This is a genomic window from Methylosinus sp. (assembly GCF_036560965.1).
GTDB lineage: Bacteria > Pseudomonadota > Alphaproteobacteria > Rhizobiales > Beijerinckiaceae > Methylosinus.
On the sequence record NZ_DATBQF010000028.1, the window covers coordinates 89,591 to 108,820 of the forward strand.

General features: G+C 66.1%; 19 protein-coding genes. 5 read left to right on the top strand and 14 right to left on the bottom strand.

Annotated elements, in window-relative coordinates; all coding sequences use genetic code 11:
• Positions 1-183: 183 nt before the first annotated feature.
• The gene (locus tag VIF40_RS09090; protein ID WP_331937203.1) at positions 184-432 is read right to left on the bottom strand and encodes a hypothetical protein; all 249 of its coding nucleotides are present in this window, start codon (positions 430-432) and stop codon (positions 184-186) included.
• A gap of 112 nt (positions 433-544) precedes the next feature.
• Here VIF40_RS09090 and VIF40_RS09095 point away from each other — a divergent pair, with 112 nt between their 5' ends.
• On the top strand, positions 545-748 hold the full coding sequence (locus VIF40_RS09095) for a DUF1192 domain-containing protein (RefSeq protein ID WP_331937204.1): 204 nt from the start codon (positions 545-547) through the stop codon (positions 746-748).
• Positions 749-787: 39 nt separating this feature from the next.
• Here the strand turns inward: VIF40_RS09095 and VIF40_RS09100 are convergent, their stop codons facing one another.
• The gene (locus tag VIF40_RS09100) at positions 788-2,200 is read right to left on the bottom strand and encodes a hypothetical protein (protein WP_331937205.1); all 1,413 of its coding nucleotides are present in this window, start codon (positions 2,198-2,200) and stop codon (positions 788-790) included.
• A 240-nt stretch (positions 2,201-2,440) separates the two neighbouring features.
• Here VIF40_RS09100 and VIF40_RS09105 point away from each other — a divergent pair, with 240 nt between their 5' ends.
• Together VIF40_RS09105 and VIF40_RS09110 are read left to right on the top strand one after the other, a co-directional pair.
• Positions 2,441-3,868 carry an MBOAT family protein gene (locus tag VIF40_RS09105; RefSeq protein WP_331937206.1) on the top strand — a complete coding sequence of 476 codons (1,428 nt, stop codon included), beginning with the start codon at positions 2,441-2,443 and terminating at the stop codon, positions 3,866-3,868.
• A gap of 3 nt (positions 3,869-3,871) precedes the next feature.
• Positions 3,872-5,089: an alginate O-acetyltransferase AlgX-related protein gene (locus VIF40_RS09110; protein ID WP_331937207.1), complete on the top strand. Its 1,218-nt coding sequence runs from the start codon at positions 3,872-3,874 to the stop codon at positions 5,087-5,089.
• Positions 5,090-5,120: 31 nt separating this feature from the next.
• Here the strand turns inward: VIF40_RS09110 and VIF40_RS09115 are convergent, their stop codons facing one another.
• Complete coding sequence (locus tag VIF40_RS09115) at positions 5,121-5,912, bottom strand: EcsC family protein (RefSeq protein WP_331937208.1); 792 nt, start codon at positions 5,910-5,912, stop codon at positions 5,121-5,123.
• A gap of 244 nt (positions 5,913-6,156) precedes the next feature.
• Between VIF40_RS09115 and VIF40_RS09120 the strand changes: the two genes are divergently transcribed.
• Positions 6,157-6,732 carry a DUF992 domain-containing protein gene (locus VIF40_RS09120; protein ID WP_331937209.1) on the top strand — a complete coding sequence of 192 codons (576 nt, stop codon included), beginning with the start codon at positions 6,157-6,159 and terminating at the stop codon, positions 6,730-6,732.
• 36 nt (positions 6,733-6,768) lie between these two features.
• On the opposite strand, the gene VIF40_RS09125 is transcribed toward VIF40_RS09120, so the two are convergent.
• From VIF40_RS09125 to VIF40_RS09135, 3 genes are read right to left on the bottom strand one after another with little or no spacing between them, the layout of a single operon-like run.
• A complete protein-coding gene (locus tag VIF40_RS09125) occupies positions 6,769-7,500 on the bottom strand; it encodes an SDR family NAD(P)-dependent oxidoreductase (protein WP_331937210.1) in 732 nt (243 codons plus the stop codon).
• On the bottom strand, positions 7,497-8,048 hold the full coding sequence (locus VIF40_RS09130; protein WP_331937211.1) for a Uma2 family endonuclease: 552 nt from the start codon (positions 8,046-8,048) through the stop codon (positions 7,497-7,499). The genes VIF40_RS09125 and VIF40_RS09130 overlap by 4 nt, the downstream gene beginning before the upstream one ends.
• A gap of 6 nt (positions 8,049-8,054) precedes the next feature.
• Entirely contained in the window at positions 8,055-8,678 is a 624-nt protein-coding gene (locus tag VIF40_RS09135) for a DUF938 domain-containing protein (protein WP_331937290.1), read from the bottom strand.
• A gap of 150 nt (positions 8,679-8,828) precedes the next feature.
• On the opposite strand from VIF40_RS09135, the gene VIF40_RS09140 reads away from it, so the two are divergent.
• Positions 8,829-11,969, top strand: coding sequence for an autotransporter domain-containing protein (locus VIF40_RS09140; RefSeq protein WP_331937212.1), 3,141 nt, complete (start codon positions 8,829-8,831; stop codon positions 11,967-11,969).
• Positions 11,970-12,006: 37 nt separating this feature from the next.
• Here the strand turns inward: VIF40_RS09140 and VIF40_RS09145 are convergent, their stop codons facing one another.
• From VIF40_RS09145 to VIF40_RS09180, 8 genes are all read right to left on the bottom strand, one after another.
• Positions 12,007-12,426 (bottom strand): PIN domain-containing protein, encoded by a 420-nt coding sequence (locus tag VIF40_RS09145; RefSeq protein WP_331937213.1) that lies wholly within the window; start codon positions 12,424-12,426, stop codon positions 12,007-12,009.
• Positions 12,423-12,674 carry a FitA-like ribbon-helix-helix domain-containing protein gene (locus tag VIF40_RS09150; protein WP_331937214.1) on the bottom strand — a complete coding sequence of 84 codons (252 nt, stop codon included), beginning with the start codon at positions 12,672-12,674 and terminating at the stop codon, positions 12,423-12,425. Before VIF40_RS09150 ends, VIF40_RS09145 begins: the two co-directional genes overlap by 4 nt.
• A 66-nt stretch (positions 12,675-12,740) precedes the next feature.
• Positions 12,741-14,219, bottom strand: a complete 1,479-nt coding sequence (gene purF, locus VIF40_RS09155) for an amidophosphoribosyltransferase (protein WP_331937291.1) — start codon at positions 14,217-14,219, stop codon at positions 12,741-12,743.
• A gap of 81 nt (positions 14,220-14,300) precedes the next feature.
• Positions 14,301-14,981 carry a CvpA family protein gene (locus tag VIF40_RS09160; RefSeq protein ID WP_331937215.1) on the bottom strand — a complete coding sequence of 227 codons (681 nt, stop codon included), beginning with the start codon at positions 14,979-14,981 and terminating at the stop codon, positions 14,301-14,303.
• A gap of 367 nt (positions 14,982-15,348) precedes the next feature.
• Positions 15,349-15,624 (bottom strand): hypothetical protein, encoded by a 276-nt coding sequence (locus tag VIF40_RS09165; RefSeq protein WP_331937216.1) that lies wholly within the window; start codon positions 15,622-15,624, stop codon positions 15,349-15,351.
• Between the two features lie 387 nt (positions 15,625-16,011).
• Positions 16,012-17,430, bottom strand: coding sequence for a DNA repair protein RadA (gene radA, locus VIF40_RS09170; RefSeq protein WP_331937217.1), 1,419 nt, complete (start codon positions 17,428-17,430; stop codon positions 16,012-16,014).
• Positions 17,423-18,640 carry an MFS transporter gene (locus tag VIF40_RS09175; protein WP_331937218.1) on the bottom strand — a complete coding sequence of 406 codons (1,218 nt, stop codon included), beginning with the start codon at positions 18,638-18,640 and terminating at the stop codon, positions 17,423-17,425. The genes radA and VIF40_RS09175 overlap by 8 nt, the downstream gene beginning before the upstream one ends.
• A 104-nt stretch (positions 18,641-18,744) precedes the next feature.
• Positions 18,745-19,140, bottom strand: coding sequence for an integration host factor subunit alpha (locus VIF40_RS09180; protein ID WP_331937219.1), 396 nt, complete (start codon positions 19,138-19,140; stop codon positions 18,745-18,747).
• Positions 19,141-19,230: the final 90 nt, after the last annotated feature.

Consider the following 19,230-nt stretch of genomic DNA (forward strand, 5'->3'; position numbering starts at 1 on the left):
AACCGGACCGGCCGAACGGTTTTCAGCGTCGCGAGCTATGGGTTTCGCATATTCGAGCTCACGCTCGCAACCGGAGGCGCGGGCGAGCGGCTGGTCCTTGTCACAAAATAGGTCGGCCGAGACGAATATTCCGTGAACGGTTCGAGGTTTCGTCTCATCCCGCTCTTCGTGCGTGAACCTAGTTCAGCAAATTGGGGCGAGGACGACCTCCAGCGTGTCGTCGAAACCCGTATCCGTGACGACGATCGTGACAGATTCGTATGGTCGCCCTTCCTGGGGCTGCGAAGCGAGTCTGTCGACCATCGCGCGTCGACCGCGAATTTCGACGAGTTTTCTGCGATATTGCGATGCGCCCTCGCAAAAGCCGTCGAGCGTGTCTTTGATGAACTCGCAATCCTTATCCGCGAGGTCGAGACGAAAGATGTCGTTCATCCAGGATCTCTCGCGTCCAGGATCTCTCGCGTTTGCGTATCGCAGGGCCGCATATATGATCTTTGCGCTCGCGCCTTAAGCGTGTGTGAACAGAGCGGATGAAGGGCCCGTCATGATCGACGATGAAGACCGGCCGCGCGCCGGACCGGGGAGCAAGGCCGCCTCCCATGAGATCGGACAGAAGCTCGACGCGCTCTCCGTCGCCGAATTCGACGCGCGCATCGCGCTGCTGCGCGCCGAGATCGAGCGGCTGGAGCAGGCGCGCGCCGCCAAGGCGGCCTCGCTCGCCGCCGCCGACGCATTTTTCAAGACGTGACGGCGGCGGGCGCGAGACCGCGCGCCGGCCGCCGAGCTCTCAGCGCAAATTCGTCGTCACGCGGCCGGTGATGAGGTTCGGCACGGCGTAGGGCGAGCCATAAGCCAGCACATGGCTGAGCGCGATGAGGCGATTGGCCAGCGGAGGCGGGCTCGGCTGGAAGGAGTAGGACGTCGGATTGTGGCAGGTGAAGCAGTTCTGCACATTCGACAGCGGCTGATTGCGCGCCTCCTGGAAGAAGGTCTCCGCGGTCGTGTTGGCGAGATTGACCGAGCCCACCGCATTGGTCTGATTGCTATTCAGATTATAGCTGTTGGGCGCCATCCACACGGTGCCGCCGAGATTGTAATTGGCGAAGACCGATTGCGGCGCCGGCTCGCCGGCGAGGAAGGTTTGGCCGGAGGCGTTCACCGAGAGCACATTGGCCGGTCCGCCCGCCTGGTTCTCGCCGCCGGTGCGATTTTCCAGCGCGACATTGTTGATCGGCGCGAAACGCTGGGTGCGGAGGTCGAACGTCAGAGTCGGCGGCGTGTTGGCGATATTGACGAATTGAAAGGGCGTGTTCGCCCGATAGAAGGTGAAGGAGCCCGGATTCTGGCCGCTCGGCGAGAATGTGTTGTCGGCGACGGCGGGCGCGTTGAGCTTATGCTCGAAGGTCGCCCAGAGAAATTCCGGGTGGTTCACCGTGCTGCCGACGACATGCAGCCCGACCAGCGCGACCTGCGCCTTCACGAATTGTCCGGCGATCGGCAGAATGGCGATCGACGTCTTGGTGCGCAGCACGGTCAGCACCGGCACTTCCGCTTCCGTCACATAGGCGCCCGCCGGCGCGGTCTCGCCCGGCGCGAGCCGCAGCCATGTCGCCTTGAACACGGCGGCGCCGGTCTCGAAAGAGGAATCCTGCGGCTGCGTCGCATAGCCCTTGGTGACGATCAGATTTTTCCTGGCCGTCGCGAAATAGGATTGGTTCATGTGAACCGACGCCAGAACCGGATAGCCGTTGGGTCCGACGAGCACATTGCCGTCGGCCTCGACGATGGCGCCCGCGCCTTCGGTGAAGCCGGCCGCGCCATGCGGCATCAGCGAGCGCGCCGCGAGCTGCAGGGGGCGCGGGCCGATCTCGGCGGCCTTCACATTGGTCGAGAGCAGATCGTCGGGCGTGGGCAGCGTCAGGAAGCGCGGCGTTCCATTGCTGTCCAGCGCCGTCGCCCAGACGAAGGCCTCGAAGGACCATTCGTGGAAATTGCAATCGGGCGTGGGCAGCGAGGCGGTGTCCTGCGTCGGAAATGCGGCGTTCGGCTTTTGAAAATTGCCCAGATTTTCCTGCCAGCCGGGCGGCGGACACATGCCGGCCGCGGCGGCGGGCGCGGTTTCATATTCCGGTTCTTTGGCGAAGGCCGTTGCGTGGAGGCCGAGCGACAACGCGACGAAAGCGAAAGCCGAGTGTTTCATTTTTGAAATCCTCTTTGAACGAATGCGCGGAGGCGAGCGGATGATCGCATCCGTCGCTCTTCCCGACGGTCGCGATGCGACGCTCTCGAAAGCACGATAAAAAACCAACGTTACGGTAGCATGATACTGCGAGACCGGCGCCGCGTCCAGCAGCGTTCCAGCTCGTGGGGCTTTCTTGCTCGCGCTCGGCCGCTCTGCTAAGACGCAGGCCTCCTCGAGGAAAGGGCCGCGGACGAACGGATGCTCTTTTACGAACCGCTGTTTCTGTTCCTGTTCGCTCCCGCGGTCTATGGCCTCTATCTGCTCATCGGCGGCAATCGCGGCGCGCGTCTTGCGGTTCTGCTCGCGGCGAGCCTTTTCTTCTACGCCTGGAGCGAGCCGCTCTTCGTCTTCGTCGTGCTCGGCTCGGCTTTCGCCGATGTCTTCATCGCGCGCCGCATCGACGCGCTCGCGCCGGACGACAAAGCGCGCAAGCTCTGGCTCGCGCTCGGCGTCGCGGGCAATCTCGGCCTGCTCGTCTATTTCAAATATGCGGGCTTTCTCGTCGCCAATCTCGACGTCGTGCTGCGCGCGCTGACCATGCCGGGGCTGGCTTTTCCCGCGATCGCTCTGCCGATCGGCGTCTCCTTCATCGTCTTCGAGAAGATCACCTTTCTCGTCGATGTGCATCGCGGCGTGACGAAGCCGGCGCAGAGCCTCGCGCTCTACACGTTCTATGTGTTCTTCTTTCCCAAGCTGCTCGCCGGGCCGATCGTGAAATATCACGATATCGCCGAGCAATTGGCGCGCTTCCGCCATGCGACGAGCGAGGATTTCGTCGAGGGCTTCTCGCGCTTCATGCTCGGCGTCGGCAAGAAGCTGCTCATCGCCGACACGCTCGCCGGCGGCGCCGATCTCGTCTTCTCGCAGGACGCCGCGCATCTCGGCTTCGCAGACGCATGGGCGGGCGTGCTGTTCTTCACCTTCCAGATCTATTTCGATTTCTCCGGCTATTCCGACATGGCGATCGGCCTCGCGCGCATGTTCGGCTTTCGCCTGCAGGAGAATTTCGACATGCCCTATGTGGCGACGAGCGTCAGCGAATTCTGGCGCCGCTGGCACATGTCGCTGACCTCCTGGATTCGCGACTATCTCTACATTCCGCTCGGCGGCAATCGGCGCGGCGAATTGCGCATGCAGGTCAATCTCTGGCTCTGCTTCCTCGCCTCGGGCCTATGGCATGGCGCGGCTTGGACCTATGTCGCCTGGGGCGCCTATAACGGCCTCTTCCTCGTGCTCGATCGGCTGTTCCTGCTCGACTGGCTGAAGCGTCGGCCGGTCGTCGTCGCCAATCTTCTCACCTTCTTCGTCGTGACCATCGGCTGGACGGTGTTTCGCGCCTCGTCGCTGGAGCAGGCGGGCGCATTTTTCGTCGCCATGGCGCGGCCCTTCGCGTCCGGCGCGGAGCCTATCGCCATCCCCGCCTATCATTTCACCGTCCTCGCCATGGCGGCGGCGATCTGCCTCGCGCAGCGGCTCTATCTCTCGTTTAGCGACAGGCTGTCTTGGAGCCTGCTCGCGCAGCGTCATGCTTTCGCGATGAATTGCGCTCTCGCGCTGCTCTTCGCCTGCGCCATCGGCAAGGGGCTCGCCGATCCCTTCAAGCCTTTCATCTATTTCCGGTTCTGATCGATGCGTCGCGCGCTTCTGCATCGTCTGCCGATCTTCGCCGCCGCCAGCGGCGTCGTGTTCTTCTTTCTCGCGAGCTTATGGAATTACGCGGTCGAGCGCGATCATCCGAAATGGCGGCTGCGCAGCGCCAATCCGCTCGCCGGCGTCGCCAAGCCGGCGCCGACGGAGGTTTCGCTCGACAAGATCCTCTCCGGCGAGACGCAGAAAAGCTTTTCCGATAATCTCGCGCAATCTCTTCCGGTGTTTCCCTTCGCCGTGCGGGCGCGCAATCAGCTGCTCTATTCGCTGTTCGGCGCTTCCGGCGCGAGCGGCCTCGTCATCGGGCGCGGCGAGCAATTGTTCGAGCGTTTCTATATCGACGAATTCTGCCGCCGTGGCGCGCCGCCGGATGAGACGGCGCTGGCGCGCTGGGCGCAGCGCGTCGTCGAGATCGAGGCCGCCGCCCATGCGCGCGGAAAAGGCTTCGCCTATGTGATCTCGCCGTCCAAGGCCTCGCAATATCCGCAATATTTCCCCGCCGGGACCAAATGCCCGGCGCTGGCGCGCGGAACGATCGACAAGCTCGCGCCCTATCGTGCGGCGCTGGAGGCGCGCAGTCTTCGCTTCGTCGATGCGCCGGCCCTGCTCGAAGCGCGCAAAAAGGAATTCGACATCGATTTCTTTCCACGCGGCGGCACGCATTGGAATTTGCTCGGCGCCGCGATGGCGACGCGCGAGGCGACGCGCCTCATCGGCGAGGACGGGGGCCTCGGCCTGTTCGATTTCGATTGGCGCCGCGGCGAGGTCGCCATGGGGACAGACCGCGATCTGCTCGATCTGCTCAATCTCCTCTGGCCCGATCCGCATTATCCGGTCGCGGCCATTCTGCGCGCGCCCGATGCGAAGGCGCAATGCGCGCGCGCGCCCAAGCTGCTCGCGCTCGGCGGCAGCTTCGTGCGCGAGATCATCGTCTCTCTCGCGCAGGCGCCGTGCCCGCCGCAGATCGATTATTGGTTCTCGATGCGGCTCGCCAATGATGATTTCGATCTCGTCCGCTATCACACGGAGCCGGGCGAGACCGGCAATGGCGAGCGGCGGCCGGCCGATCTCGCCGAGCTGCGCGCCAGCGCGCAAGAGGCCGACGCGATCGTGCTCGAGGAGAATGAGGCCAATATCGGCACGCTGAGCCAGGTGGAAAATCTCTGGCGCGCGCTGCATCCGGCGGAAGTGGCGAAATAGGCTCGCGCGCGGCGCATCGCCAGCGTCATGGTCAGGCGGCCGCGCGTCCGGCCATTCGCGCATATTCGCGATAGACGATCTCGCGGCCATAGGCGCGCTCCAATCGCCGCACGGTGAAATGGCCGCGCGCCAGCGATTGGAAATGCCGCGTGAAGGCGACATTGACCGCCGCTCCGCCGAAGGCGCCGATGATGGGCGCCGCCTGCGCCGCCGCCTTCTGCGACACGATGACGCCGAAGCGCGTCGAGAGCAGCGCGACGAGCCGCACGAGCACCGGCGCCGTCTCGTCGGCGACGGCGGTGGCGGCCATATAGCGCGCGGCGTCGCTCACCGTTTTGGCGAGCACGCCGCGAATGGCGAGATAGCCGCCCTCGAGAATATTGCCTTCCTCCGCATGGCCGCCGAGCGCGAAGACTTGCAGGCAGGCGAGCGCCGCCTCCGGATCGGCGAGGTCCTCGCCTTCGCGGCGGGCGATGTCGGCGATCGAGCGCAGCATGATCACCGTGGAGACGGGCAGCTCGATCGGCAGGCTGGCGAGGCCTATGGCGCCGCCGATCGCCCCGCTCGCCGCCGCGAGGCGCAGATGCAGGCGCGCCTTGTCGTGCGCCGGCCCGGCGCGGTCGAGGCTCGAGATCGCGACGCGCAGCGCCGATGCGAGGCCGCGCCGGGCCGCGCTGGCGGCGATCTCTTGCAACGCCGTCGGAATCATGCGGCCGGCGAAGCCGATCTGCCGTCCGGCGAGCGTGGTGAGCCGCTCGGCGAAGCTCTCGCGCTCCAATATCTCGACCGCCGCTTGCAGAGCGGCGCGGTCGGCCTCCGTCAACGGCCGTTCTATCGCGACGGGAAGTCTTTGCGACACGCTTTTTCTCTCACTTCGATCGCCCTCGCCCCGATCGATAAGATCGGATGAACGGGCCCGCGCCGCAAGGGCGAGCGCTGGCCTGTGCGGGTGCGCACTTTCATCCGTCGCGCTCGGCGCTTAAGTGACGGCGAAGCACAAGAAGGGCTTTCGAAAGCCGCCTGGTCGTCCGCAGAGGGCGGCGCGCGCGGGAAACTGGGAGGTATCTATGACCAATTATCTGAAGTCTCTGTTTCGCATGGCGGCGGCGCCGGTCGGCGTCGCGGCGGTTCTGGCGGCGTTCGCGCCGGTCTCCGCATCGGCGCATGGCCGGGCCGGCGTGCTCGAGTGCAAGCTCTCCGGCGACAAGGTCGCGATCATCGTCGAGGAGCGGACGGTCGATTGCCTCTTCGAGGATGAGAGCGGCGCGCCGCCGGTGCATTATGTCGGCAGCGTCACCAATGTCGGCGCGGTGATCGGCGTCGGCGGTCCGGGCGAGCTCGCCTGGGGCGTGGTGGCGGCGAGCGGCGCCACCGGTCCCGGCGCGCTGTCCGGCGATTATATCGGCGCGCATGGCTCTTTCGCGCTGGGCGTCGGCGGCGGCGGCTCGGTCCTCGTCGGCGGCTCCAATGACACTGTGACGTTGCAGCCGATTTCGGTCGAGGCGAATACGGGCGTCATCCTCTCCGCCGGCGTCGGCCATCTTAGCCTGCGCTACGCGCCGGAGCCGGCCGGTCGCCACGGCCGCCATCACGGCCGCTTCTGCCATCATCATCATCACCACCACCACCACCACCACCATTGAGGGTGAGGCGGAGCGGCGTGGGCGCCCTTTGGGCGCTCACGCGAAATCGATGATGCTGTCGGTGGGGAAGTCGTAGAGCTTGCCGGTCTCGGTCCAATCCGGCCGGCACAGGGCGACGAGCCTGGGCGCCAATTCCTCCGGCGTGCGCAAGGTCTCCGGATCTTCGCCCGGCATAGCGGCGGCGCGCATCTGCGTGCGCAGCGGGCCGGGATTGGCGAGCATCACCTTCACTTGGCTCGTGTTCTGCGTCTCGGCCGCATAGGTGCGGGCGAGCGCGTTCAACGCGGCCTTGGTGACGGCGTAGGGGCCCCAATAGGGCTTGATGCGATGCGCCGCGCCGGAGGTGACGAACACGGCCCGCCCGGCGTCGGAGGCGCGCAGCAGGACGTCCATCGCGCGGATGAGCCGCCAATTGGCGGTGACATTCACATCGAGGAGACGGCTCCATTGCGGCGGATCGGCATGGGGGAGCGGCGTGACCGGGCCGAGCAGGCCGGCGTTGCCGACCAGAATGTCGAGCTTCTTCCAGCGTTCGTGGATGCAGGCGCCGAGCCGGTCGAGATTGTCGAATTCGGCGACGTCGAGCGGCACGATCGTCGCCTCGCCGCCGAAGCCGACGATCTCGTCATAGAGGAATTCGAGCGCGCCTTGCCCGCGCGCCAGCGCGACGACATGCGCGCCCTCACGCGCGAGGGCGACGGCGAGCGCGCGGCCTATGCCGCGCGAGGCGCCGGTGACGAGAGCGACGCGGCCTTCGAGAGTCGTCATGCGAAAATATCCCTCAGCGCGAGGTCGACGCCCGGCGGGTCGAGCCGGATCGATCCATCGGTCACGGTCTCCGGTCGAAAGGTCGCGGCGGCGTCGCGGCGGTAATGCAGCACGGCGCGGCGCGCGGGATCGACGACGAGATAATGGGCGAGGCTCGCCACACGGAAATAGTCCTCCCGCTTCACATTCGCGTCCTTCGGGTCGGAGGTCGGCCAGAGCAGCTCGACGATGACGATGGGGGCAGGGGCGAGCCTCTCTTCCGTCGTGATGGGATCGCCACAATTCACCAGAATGTCGGGCGCATGGACGGTATGCTCGTCCACCGCGACGCCGAGGCCGTCGACATAGGCCTCGCAGGGCGCCCCGGCGCGCGCCAGAGCTTCGGCGACGGCGCGCCAGATCTTGCCCTTCGCCGTCACCTGTTCCGGCTGCTCGCGCGGCATGGCGACGATCTCGCCAGCGGCCAGCTCGTAGCGCGCTTCCTCGTGCCGCTCCGACCAGGCGAGGAATTCCGGTATCGTCATCAGCTCGCGGGCGGGCGCTGTCATGAGCGCCTATCTAGCACGACGCAGGCGAAACACGAGGGTCAGATTATTGGCCGGCATCTCGACGATGCGCGGCTCGGAAAACCCGTTTTTCTGCGCGCAGGCGACGACCGTCTCGATGTCGCGCACGCCCCAGGCGGGATTGTTGGCGCGCAGGCTCGCGTCGAACTCCTCATTGCTCGCGGCGGTGTGGACGCCGCCGCGCTTATAGGGGCCGTAGAGACAGACCGGCGCGCCCTCCGGCAGCATCGCCGCGGCGGTCGCGAACAGGCTCTCCGTCGACTCCCATGGCGAGATATGGATCATGTTGACGCAGAGAATGGCGTCGGCCTTCTCGACGGGCCAGGGCGTCTGCGTCGCATCCAGCGCGAGCGGCGCGCGCAGATTGGCGAGGCCTGTCGCCGCGACCCAGGCGGCGACGCTCTCCCGCGCTCTCTCGTCGCGGTCGGTCGGCTGGAAGACGAGGCCCGGCAGATGGGTCGCGAAATGCACGGAGTGCTCGCCGGTGCCGCTGGCGATCTCCAGCACGAGCCCTTCCGCCGGCAGCTCCTCGCGCAGCACATCGAGAATCGGCTTGCGATTGCGCGCGGCGGCGGGGGCGTAGAGGCGTTTGTCGTCGGTTTCTGGCGTCATGCGGGCGGTCACCTCGATCCGCGTCCAAGCAAGAGAGAGGCCGCCGCGATCGTCGCGGGTCGGTCCGGCCGGCGCAGGCTTTGTCATCAGGCCTACACGAAGGAGCAATAGGGCCGAAAGGAATAGCAAAGCTTCAGGAGAGCCATCGAGATGAAACATCGCCTTTTGGCTTCGGCGGCGCTGATCGGCGCCGCCGGATTGTCGCCTTCCGTCGTTTCGGCGCAGACCGCGACGAATATCGACAACGCCAATCTACTGTCGGGATTCAGCCTGCTCGGCAACACGGCCGCCGGCGTCTCGGTGTTGAACCAGAATCTCGCCACGGCGATCGCCATCAACAATAATTCATCCGCCGCGGTGCGCGCGCAGGCCATCTCCGACAATACGATCGCCGCGCTCGTCGGCTCCATGCAGAACGGCACGACGGTGGCGGATGGGCTCGGCTCCAAGCTGCTCGCGGTTTTCGCGACGAAGGATTCCGTCTCGCCGAATTACACCGCCGTCAGCCTGTCGACGAATTTCTCCAGCCTCTTCACCCAGATCAACACGCTGGTCACGGCGAGCGATTCCGCCTTCACCAAGAATTTTTTCGCCAATGGCAGCACGGACGGCAATCCGGCGCATCAGGCGGTCGGCGTCTCGCTGCCCGCGGGCGGCGTGTTCAACGTCTATGACAAGGCCTATAGCCCGCTGGCCGCCAACGCCAACACGGTCGGCGACAGTCGGCCGGCTCAGGTCGCGCCGACGCAGATTCAGACCTTCGTCGCCAATGATTATTTCGGCGTCAGCACAGATTCGGCCACGGCCGTCATCCCGACGCTGAAGAGCAACGCCTCTTTCCCGAGCGGTCATTCGACCTATGGCTTCACCTCCAGCCTGCTGCTCGCGATAATGGCGCCGGAGCGTTTTCAGCAGCTCATCACCCGCGGCGCGGAATTCGGCAACAGCCGCATCGTGCTCGGCGCGCATTATCCGCTCGATGTCATCGGCGCGCGCATCCAGACCTATTACGATCTGGTGCAGATATTGAACGGCAGTTCGAAATACGAAAATCAGACCGTGCCCGGCCTGCTCGGCGGAACCATCACCACGACCAGCGACTTTCCTGCGCTCTTTTCCGCCGCGCAGAGCGATCTTCGCACGCTGCTGAACACATGTTCCGGCGGGATCGCCGCCTGCGCGACGACATCCTCGACGGACCGCTTCAGCAATCTTTCGACGGACAAGGCCAATTACACCTATTGGCTGACCTATGGTCTCGCGCCGGTCGGCCCCACCAATCTCGCGCCGGTCGTGCCCGTCGGCGCCGAGGTCCTCATCGCGAGCCGCTTTCCCTATCTCACCACGGCGCAGCTTCGCGACGTGCTGGCGACGACGGAGCTCGCCTCCGGCCAGCCGCTCGACGACGGCTCGGGCTATGCGCGGCTCAATCTTTTCGCCGCGGCGGACGGCTATGGCTCCTTCGGCTCGCAAGTCTCCGTCACGATGAACGCCGCCCTCGGCGGATTCAACGCGAAGGATGCGTGGAACAATGATATTTCCGGCGCGGGCGGCCTCACGCTGAACGGCACGGGTCGGCTCACGCTCACCGGAACGGACAGCTACACGGGGCCGACCATCGTCAATGGCGGCACGCTCGAGGTGGCGGGCTCGATCGTCTCGGCGAGCACGGTGAATGCGGGCGGCGCGCTCGCCGGCGCCGGAACCATCGGCAATGTGACGGTGAATTCGGGCGGAACGCTCGCGCCCGGCGCGGTCGACACGATCGGAACATTGACCGTCAAAGGCGCGCTCGCCTTCCAGCCGGGCGCGATCTATTCGGTGCGCGCGACGCCTTTCGTCGCCGATCGGACCAATGTCACGGGGACGGCGTCGCTCAATGGCCAGGTGAGCGTTCTCGCCGGCTCGGGGCTCTATCTGCCGAGCGCGTCCTACACGATCCTCAACGCGCAGGGCGGCGTGTCAGGGCGCTTCTCCGACGCCTCGACCAATCTGGCGTTTCTGACGCCATGGCTCGGCTATGACGCCAACAATGTCTATCTGACATTGAACCGCAATGATCTCGCCTTCGGCGCGGTCGCGGCCAACGCCAATCAGCGCAATGTCGCCAATGCGCTGACGGCGGCGAGCAAGGGCGCCTATGGCGCGCCGGGCGCAACGCTCTTCAACACGCTCTATCTGCAGAGCGCGCAGGGCGCGCAATCGCTGTTCGACACGCTGAGCGGCGCCGGCCTCGCGGGCGCGCAATCGACGGCGATCCATATCGGCGCGCTGGCGAGCTCGGCGATCGCCGATCAGGCGGCCTTCTGGCGCTCAGGCGAGACCAATGACGTCACCGGAATCACGTCGCGCGAAAGCGTCTCCGGCGCGCTTAACTACACGCGGCTGGAATCACGCAAGGGCCCGATCGCCGTGAAGAGCCCGCCGGTCTTCACCCGCAGCTGGCGCGCCTGGGGCTCGTTCTTCGGCGGCGCGACCGACATATCGTCCGACGCCGGCCTCGGCTCGCCTGCCGCCAAATCCAATTATTACGGCGGGATCATCGGCCTCGATTATCAGATCGATCGCGATTGGCTGGTCGGCGTCGCGGCCGGCGGCAGCGCTTCGAGCTTCAGCGTCGCGTCGCAGCAGACCACGGGCGAGATCACCGCTTTCCACGGCGGCCTCTATACGAGCCGTCTCTTCGGCCGCTCCTATGTCGAGCTGAGCGAGACCTTCAGCGTCTTCCAGAATTCGACGACGCGCACGGCCGGCGGCTTCGGCTTCCTGCCCTATGACAAGCTCACCGCGGATTTCTCCTCGCGCGAATATCGCACGCGCGGCGAGATCGGCCATGGCTTCGACATAGGCCGCGTGAAGCTGACGCCCTTCGCTGCGGCGGAGGTCGCCTTCTACGAATCCGACGCCTTCACCGAGAAGGGCCTCAATCCGGCGAGCCCGCTGGCGCTGACGAACAAGGGCCAGTCGACGACGGCGCTGCCGACCTTCCTCGGCCTGCGCTTCTCCGACAGCTTCCGCCTCGACAATGGCTGGCGCGTCATGCCCACGGGCAGCGTCGCCTGGGTCCATGAGTTCTTCCCGCAGCGTCGTCTCGCCAATGCGCTGGTCGCGCTGCCGGCGGCGAGCTTCACCGTCTTCGGCCCGCGCGAAGCCTCGAATCTCGCGCAGATCAAAGCCGGCGCGCAGCTCTATCTCGAGGATCGTCTGGCGCTCTTCGTGGATTTCCAGGGCGAATTCTCGGACCTCTCGCGCAGCTACGGCGGCAAGGGCGGGCTGAAATACAGCTGGTGAGGCAAGCTTGCCGCTCCCGATGTCGTCGGGAGCGGTCTCACTCATTCCAAGGATTCGTCACCTCGACATCGAGATCGGCGAAATCGCGCCGATTGCGTGTCACGAGCCGTGCGCGATGGGCGAGAGCAATGCCGGCGATCTGCGTGTCGCGGTGGTCCACGGTCGTTCCGCGGCGGCGGCGTGAGGCTGCGAGCCGTCCGGCCGCTTCCGCCGCCCTTGCGTCGAAAGGCGCTATGCGGTCGCCGAATGTCGTTTCCGCCAGCAGGGCGAGCGCTGCGGAGAGTTCCGCCTTCTTTCTGCTCGGGTCGAGAAGCTCCAAGCCAAAATGCAACTCCATCACCGAAATCGAGGATATCCAGACCGAAGAGAGAGGATGGCGATCGAGCCAAGCCAAGACCTGGGGATGAGGTCTCGCTCTCACGAGCTCGGAGACGACATTCGTGTCGAGCAGGATCACTCGAATTCGGCCGGCCGCGCCGCTCCGCGGAGCTCCAAAGCGTTCGCTTCGTCATCGGAGAAGCCGAATTCGGAGAATTGCGCAGAGAGGCGAGAAGCCCATCCATAGTCTTCGGCCGCTTGGCCGCCGACTGCCGCCTCTATGATGCGGCGCGCCTCTTCCTCCATGCTGCGCCCATGCTCCGTCGCGCGGCGCCGAAGCTTCTGCTTCACGTCGTCGGGGAGATTGCGTACGAGCAGCTGAGCCATGCGGAATGCTCCGATGATATCAATGATATCATAGCGCAGCCCGCGGAGGCGTCAATCCGGCCCTTCTCAGCTCGCCTCCGCCAGCAGCGACAGCTGCGTGCGCACGCGCTCTTCCGTCACATCGGTCAGCGTCGTCGGATAGTCGCCGGTGAAGCAATGGTCGGTGAATTGCGGCCGCAGAGGATCGCGCTTGCCCTCGCCCATGGCGCGGTAGATGCCGTCGATCGACAGAAAGGCGAGGCTGTCCGAGCCGATATATTGCCGCATCTCCTCGAGCGTATGCGTCGCGGCGAGCAGCTTCTCCTTTTGCGGCGTGTCGATGCCGTAATAGTCGGGATTGGTGATCGGCGGCGACGAGATGAGGAAATGCACCTCGCGCGCGCCGGCGTCGCGCATCATCTGCACGATCTTCACCGAAGTGGTGCCGCGCACGATCGAATCGTCGATGAGGATCACCCGCTTGCCGGCGACCACGGAGCGATTGGCGCTGTGCTTCAGCCGCACGCCGATCTCGCGCACCGATTGCGTGGGCTGGATGAAGGTGCGGCCGATATAATGATTGCGGATGATGCCGAGCTCGAACGGAATGCCCGATTCCCGCGCATAGCCGATCGCCGCGGGCACGCCCGAATCGGGCACGGGCACGACGACGTCGGCCTCGATCCTCCGCTCGCGGGCCAGCTCGGCGCCCATGGCCTTGCGCACCTCGTAGACGGGCCGGCCGTGGACGATGGAGTCGGGGCGCGCGAAATAGATGTATTCGAAGATGCAGGGGCGCATCTGCTGCGGCGGGAAGGGCTTGACGCTCTCGAGCCCGTCCTCCGAAATGATGACGACCTCGCCATTCTCGACATCGCGCACGAAGCGCGCGCCGATGATGTCCAGCGCGCAGGTCTCCGAGGCGAGTATATATTTGCCGTCGAGCTCGCCGATGACCAGCGGGCGAATGCCGAGCGGATCGCGCGCGCCGATGAGCTTCTTGTTCGATAGCACGACGAGCGCATAGGCGCCCTCGATCGAGCGCAGCGCCTCGATGAAGCGTTCGATGAGCCGCGTCTTGCGGCTGCGCGCCACGAGATGGAGAATCACCTCCGTGTCGGAGGTCGATTGGAAGATCGCGCCTTCCTCGATCAGATCGCGGCGCAGCGTATGGGCGTTGGTGAGATTGCCATTGTGGCCGATGGCGAAGCCGCCGGTGTTGAGTTCGGCGAACAGCGGCTGGACATTGCGCAGAATCGTCTCGCCGGTCGTCGCATAGCGGACATGGCCGATGGCCGAATTGCCCGGCAGGCGCTTGATCGTGCTCTCATGGGAGAAATGATCGCCGACGAGGCCGAGCCGGCGCTCCGAGTTGAAGCGCTTGCCGTCGAAGGCGACGATGCCCGCCGCCTCCTGGCCACGATGCTGCAGCGCATGCAGCCCCAGCGCGGTCAGAACCGTCGCCTCGCTATGGTCGAATATGCCGAAGACGCCGCAATATTCGCGGAGCCGGTCGCTGTCGAGATCATCGTCCGACACGGTCGACACGGCCTCGTTGCTCGACATGGAAGGACGCCCGCCGCCGCCGTCCAGGTCAGAACCGCTCATTTGCTTCTCTCCTCGGGCGTCACGCCCATTCGCTCACGTTCACCGCGCTTTTCGCCCGGAGACGAGGGCGTCGAGCTTTTGCTGGTCGTTCGCGCCATATGTGGCGACGGACGGATGATTTGTAAGATCGCCGCGCTTTTCGGGCGCGGGTTCGGCGTCCGGCTTGTCGCTGTCGAGCTCGGCCGGCGGCTCTTCCGCGCCGACGCCGGCCTTCTTGGTCTTGATCTTGGCGACGAGCGCCTCGATGTCGTCGGGCAGATATTCGCGCAGCTTGTCGCCGGAGGCCTGCAGCACCGGCTTGGTGCGCGCATTCTTGATCCATTCCGGCTGGCTCGCGTCCGGCACCAGCCAAGCGTAGAACAAAAAGGCAACCACGGCGAGCAGCAGTCCGCGCGCCGCGCCGAACAGGAAGCCCAGCGTCCGGTCCAGCGCGCCGATCTTGGAGTCGAGGATGACGTCCGAGAGCTTCACGGTGAACAGCGACACGACGACGAGCGTGGCGAAGAAGACGATCGCCGCCGCTGCGAGCAGGGCGATATTGTCCTTCGGCACATAGGGTTTGACATAGGGCACGAGGAGCGGATGCAAATAATAGGCCGCCGCTGCGGCCGCCACCCAGGACAAAATGGCCAGCACCTCGCGCGTGAAGCCGCGCAGCAGCGCGAGCAGGCCCGAGACCAGCACCACAATGGTGACGGCGAGATCGAGATAGGACGGCATGTGCAAGGCCTCTCGTGTTTCGTCTTCTCTAACGTGAATCCCTTGGGTCGCGCGCGGCGCTCGGGCGAGGCTCGCGAAGGGCTCCGCCGCAGGTCGAGGCCGGCGCGTTCGTCGTCGCCGTCGGAATCTCGACGCCGAGTATAAGGGAGCGGCCCAATTTCGTCACGTCCCGGCGCGGGCGGCGCCGTTTGTCCACAAGCGCGCGTCGGAGGCCGCCCGGCATGGGCGGGATACAAACCCCGCGATTGCGGCATTTGCGAGAAGCGCGGCGCGAGAGGCGCGCGGTGGATGAAGCGCGCGGACCGAGCCTGCGGATCCGGCGCGCGAAGCGCCTCGGGCGAAGCGAGGCGCTTCGCCGCGAGAGGGCTCAGGCGGCGCGGCGGATCTCGCCCAGCGTCGAGGCGGCGATCATCAGCGCCATGCCATGGATGCGGGCCTCGTCGCGGCCCTGCCAGCGGCGCAGGATCACCCGGAACAGCTCGTCCATCACCGTCTCGTCTATGGCTTCGAGCGAGCGCTCCTCGATATTGGCGCGCCGGGCGAGCCGCACGAGGTCGTCGCGCGCATCCCGCGCCATGAGCGGCTCCCCTTCGAGCAGGCTTCGCCACATGCGGCAATGCTGTCGTCCGAGAGCGTCCCACATCTGACGACGTCCTCGAAACCAGGTCTCATAGACACTGAATATTCGATCCGCCACTAATGGTTCACTCCAGCGGGCGATTTCTCTGCTCGTCTCCGCAAATTCCCGAGATTGCATCGTTTGGCCTCGTGGAAACTTGAAAAACGCGTGATTCGCTGAATGAAATCATTATTGCGCATGGTTAATTTTCTGCAACCATCCGCAGACGACGCTTCACCGATAATTCTGCGTCTACGTCTTCATTTCTGTGATCAATGCTCGGAACGGCAAGTGTAAATACGTATTCATCGGGGTCGCGGCTACGTATTCTGTATTAATGGAAAGAGCGCTTGCAGCGCGAATGGAGTCGCTCGAGCAGCGAGAATTCGCGCGAAATAAAAAATCGACGGCTCAGGGGCGCCGCGGCGGGCGGCCGGGCTCGCGCGCGGCGACCGAATCTTTGGCGATGTCGGCGACGAGCGAGGCGACATGGCCGCAATGCGACAGGGCGACGCCCGCGCTCTTGTCCTCGTCGGTCGTCTGCTGGGCCTGGGGCAGGACGGCGCGGCGGAAGCCGAGCTTGCCGGCCTCCTTCAAGCGCGCGCTGGCGTGGATCACCGGGCGAACCGCGCCCGAAAGCGCGATTTCGCCGAAAAACAACAATTCGGCGGGCAGAGTCGCGCCGGTCAGCGAGGAGACGAGGGCGGCGGCGGCGGCGAGATCGGCGGCGGGCTCGTCGGCGCGCAGCCCGCCGGCGACATTGAGATAGACGTCATGCATGCCGAGCTTCAGCCCGGCATGGGCCTCCAGCACGGCGAGAATCATCGACAGGCGATTCGAATCGAAGCCGACGACGGCGCGGCGCGGCGTGCCGAGCGAGGTCGGCGCGACCAGCGCCTGAATCTCGACCAGCATCGGGCGCTGGCCCTCCATGCCGGCGAGAACGGCGGCGCCCGGCGCGGCGGCGTCGCGGCCGGCCAAAAAAAGCGCGGACGGATTGGCGACCTCGGCGAGGCCGGCGCCGGTCATCTCGAAGACGCCGATCTCGCCGGTCGCGCCGAATCGGTTCTTGGAGGCGCGCAACATGCGGAAATGATGCGCGCTGTCGCCCTCGAAGGAGAGCACGGCGTCGACCATGTGCTCGACGACGCGCGGCCCGGCGACCTGGCCGTCCTTGGTCACATGGCCGACGAGAATCACCGTCGTGCCGCTGAGCTTGGCGTGGCGCAGCAGCGCCTGGGCGCTGGCGCGCACCTGCGTCACCGTGCCCGGCGCCGAATCGGCCGCCTCCGTATGCATCGTCTGGATCGAATCGATGACGATGAGCGCCGCGCGCTTTCCGGTGGCGCAGGTGGCGAGAATATCCTCGACCTGAGTCGCGCCGGCGAGCTCGACCGGCGCGCTGGAGAGCCCCAGGCGCTCGGCGCGCAGCCGCACCTGGGCGGGCGCCTCCTCGCCGGAGATGTAGATCACCCTCTCGCCGCGCCGCGCCAGCGCCGCGCAGGCCTGGATCAGCAGCGTCGATTTGCCGATGCCGGGCTCGCCGCCGAGCAGCGCCACCGAGCCCGGCACGAAGCCGCCGCCGGTCACGCGGTCGAACTCCTCTATTCCGGTGGCGATGCGCGGGGCGGGACTCGCGTCGCCGGCGAGCGCCTCGAGCGCGAAGGGGCGGCCGCGCCCGGTGCGCGCCGCGGGGCCGAAGCCGCCGCCGGCCGCGCCATTCTCCTCGACGATGCTGTTCCACGCGCCGCAGGATTCGCAGCGGCCCTGCCAGCGGGTCGTCGCCGCGCCGCAGCTCTGGCAGACGAAGGTCTGTCGCGCCTTAGCCATGGCGGGCCGCGCCTCCGCGCGCCATGACGGGGAGCAGCGCCAGCGGCGCCAGCGCGGCGACCGCGGCGCAGCCATAGGCGAAGCCCTGGCCGCTCGTCTCCGCCAGCGCGCCGAAGGCGACATTGCCGGCGATCACCGCCACGGCGTTGGCGAGGCCGAAGACGCCGAAGCCGGTGGCGCGCAAATGCGCCGGCGCCGCGCGGGCCACCAGCGCCGAAAACGCCACTTGCGCCAGCGCGATATGCAGGCCCCACAGCGCTATGCCCGCAAAGACGACGGCGATGTCCGGCGAGACCGCGAGCACGGCCTCCGACAGCGCCAGCGTCACGCTCGCCGCGACGAGCAGCCGGCGCTCGCTCCAGCGATCGACGATCTTGCCCGCCGGATAGGCGGCGAGCATGGCGACGAAGGACATTGCGACCAGCGTCAGCGGCGCGAAGGCGATGCGCAGGCCCGCGCCCGTCGCCCGCAGCACCAGAAACGCCTCGCCGACGCGCGCCGCCGCGAGCAGCGCGCCGAAAGCGAGCAGCAGCCAGAAGGCGCGCGGCAGCTCGGAAAATCCCGCGAGCAGCGCCTTGCGTCCGGAGGCGGGCGGCCGCGTCTCCTCCGGCTCATGGACGAAGATCGTGAGCACCAGCACGCAGACGAGCGCCGGAATGCAGGCGATCCAGAAGACGAAGCGCGTGTCGTCATGGGTCGCCAGCATCAGGCCGATCGCCGCCAGCGGACCGATCACCGCGCCGACGGTGTCGAGCGTCTGGCGCAGACCATAGGCGGCGCCGCGCTGCTCCGGCGTGGTGACGTCGGCGATCAGCGCGTCGCGCGGGGCGCCGCGCAATCCCTTGCCGAGCCGGTCGAGCATGCGCGCCGCAATGACTTCCGCCGCGCCACTGGCGAGCGGGAAGATCGGCTTTGTCGCCGCGGCGAGGCCATAGCCGAAGAGCGCCAGCTCCTTGCGCCGGCCGATCATATCCGAGATGCGGCCGGAGACGACTTTCACCGCCAGCGCCGTCGCCTCCGCCGCGCCCTCGATCCAGCCGATCTCGGCGATGGCGACGCCCAGCGTTCCAGCGAGATAGACCGGCAAGAGCGCATGAATCATCTCGGAGGAGAAATCCATGAACAGCGAGGTGACGCCCAGCGCCCAGACGGCGGAGGGCATGGATGCGGTCACGCCGCGCATCTGCGCGGAGCCGGCGCGCTCGCTCATAGGGGTGTCCGTCGGATCGCGCGTCGGCTCGCTCATGGGCGCGCTTGTACGTCGACGATCCGCGCCTCCGCAAGCGAAACGGCGGGCGAAAGCGAGCCGCGCCTCTATTCTTCGGTCACGCGCTGTCCGTTGATGCGCGCCCGCAGCACATTCGACGCTTTGAACATCACGACGCGGCGCGCCGTGATCGGCGCCGAGGCGCCCGTCTTGGGATTGCGGCCGACGCGCTCGCCTTTGGCGCGAATGTGAAACGAGCCGAAGGACGAGAGCTTGACATCGTCGCCGGAGACGATGGCGTCGAAAACCTCGGACAGCATGGCCTCGACGAACTCGCCCGATTCGGCGCGCGACAGGCCGATGCGGCGATGCACGGCGTCCGCGAGATCGGCGCGTGTGACGGTGTGATGCGCTTGCGGGGAGGGCGCGTTGCTGGAAATGGCGTTTTCCCTGGAAAACTCTTCGACTGCCGACGCCGCTTTTTCAGAAACATTTTGAGACATGATCGACCTTATGGATTCAAAACGAAAACTAACATCGCTCGGTTGGATTTCTTTTTCTGTTTTGTGACAACGCTCGCGGGAGAAGTTTCG

Bases quoted from the DNA above. Each gene is read 5' to 3' on its own strand.
- VIF40_RS09090 (WP_331937203.1), bottom strand. From the start codon at position 432: ATGAACGACATCTTTCGTCTCGACCTCGCGGATAAGGATTGCGAGTTC.
- VIF40_RS09095 (WP_331937204.1), top strand. From the start codon at position 545: ATGATCGACGATGAAGACCGGCCGCGCGCCGGACCGGGGAGCAAGGCC.
- VIF40_RS09100 (WP_331937205.1), bottom strand. From the start codon at position 2,200: ATGAAACACTCGGCTTTCGCTTTCGTCGCGTTGTCGCTCGGCCTCCAC.
- VIF40_RS09105 (WP_331937206.1), top strand. From the start codon at position 2,441: ATGCTCTTTTACGAACCGCTGTTTCTGTTCCTGTTCGCTCCCGCGGTC.
- VIF40_RS09110 (WP_331937207.1), top strand. From the start codon at position 3,872: ATGCGTCGCGCGCTTCTGCATCGTCTGCCGATCTTCGCCGCCGCCAGC.
- VIF40_RS09120 (WP_331937209.1), top strand. From the start codon at position 6,157: ATGACCAATTATCTGAAGTCTCTGTTTCGCATGGCGGCGGCGCCGGTC.
- VIF40_RS09125 (WP_331937210.1), bottom strand. From the start codon at position 7,500: ATGACGACTCTCGAAGGCCGCGTCGCTCTCGTCACCGGCGCCTCGCGC.
- VIF40_RS09130 (WP_331937211.1), bottom strand. From the start codon at position 8,048: ATGACAGCGCCCGCCCGCGAGCTGATGACGATACCGGAATTCCTCGCC.
- VIF40_RS09135 (WP_331937290.1), bottom strand. From the start codon at position 8,678: ATGACGCCAGAAACCGACGACAAACGCCTCTACGCCCCCGCCGCCGCG.
- VIF40_RS09140 (WP_331937212.1), top strand. From the start codon at position 8,829: ATGAAACATCGCCTTTTGGCTTCGGCGGCGCTGATCGGCGCCGCCGGA.
- VIF40_RS09150 (WP_331937214.1), bottom strand. From the start codon at position 12,674: ATGGCTCAGCTGCTCGTACGCAATCTCCCCGACGACGTGAAGCAGAAG.
- purF (WP_331937291.1), bottom strand. From the start codon at position 14,219: ATGTCGAGCAACGAGGCCGTGTCGACCGTGTCGGACGATGATCTCGAC.
- VIF40_RS09160 (WP_331937215.1), bottom strand. From the start codon at position 14,981: ATGCCGTCCTATCTCGATCTCGCCGTCACCATTGTGGTGCTGGTCTCG.
- VIF40_RS09165 (WP_331937216.1), bottom strand. From the start codon at position 15,624: ATGTGGGACGCTCTCGGACGACAGCATTGCCGCATGTGGCGAAGCCTG.
- radA (WP_331937217.1), bottom strand. From the start codon at position 17,430: ATGGCTAAGGCGCGACAGACCTTCGTCTGCCAGAGCTGCGGCGCGGCG.
- VIF40_RS09175 (WP_331937218.1), bottom strand. From the start codon at position 18,640: ATGAGCGAGCGCGCCGGCTCCGCGCAGATGCGCGGCGTGACCGCATCC.
- VIF40_RS09180 (WP_331937219.1), bottom strand. From the start codon at position 19,140: ATGTCTCAAAATGTTTCTGAAAAAGCGGCGTCGGCAGTCGAAGAGTTT.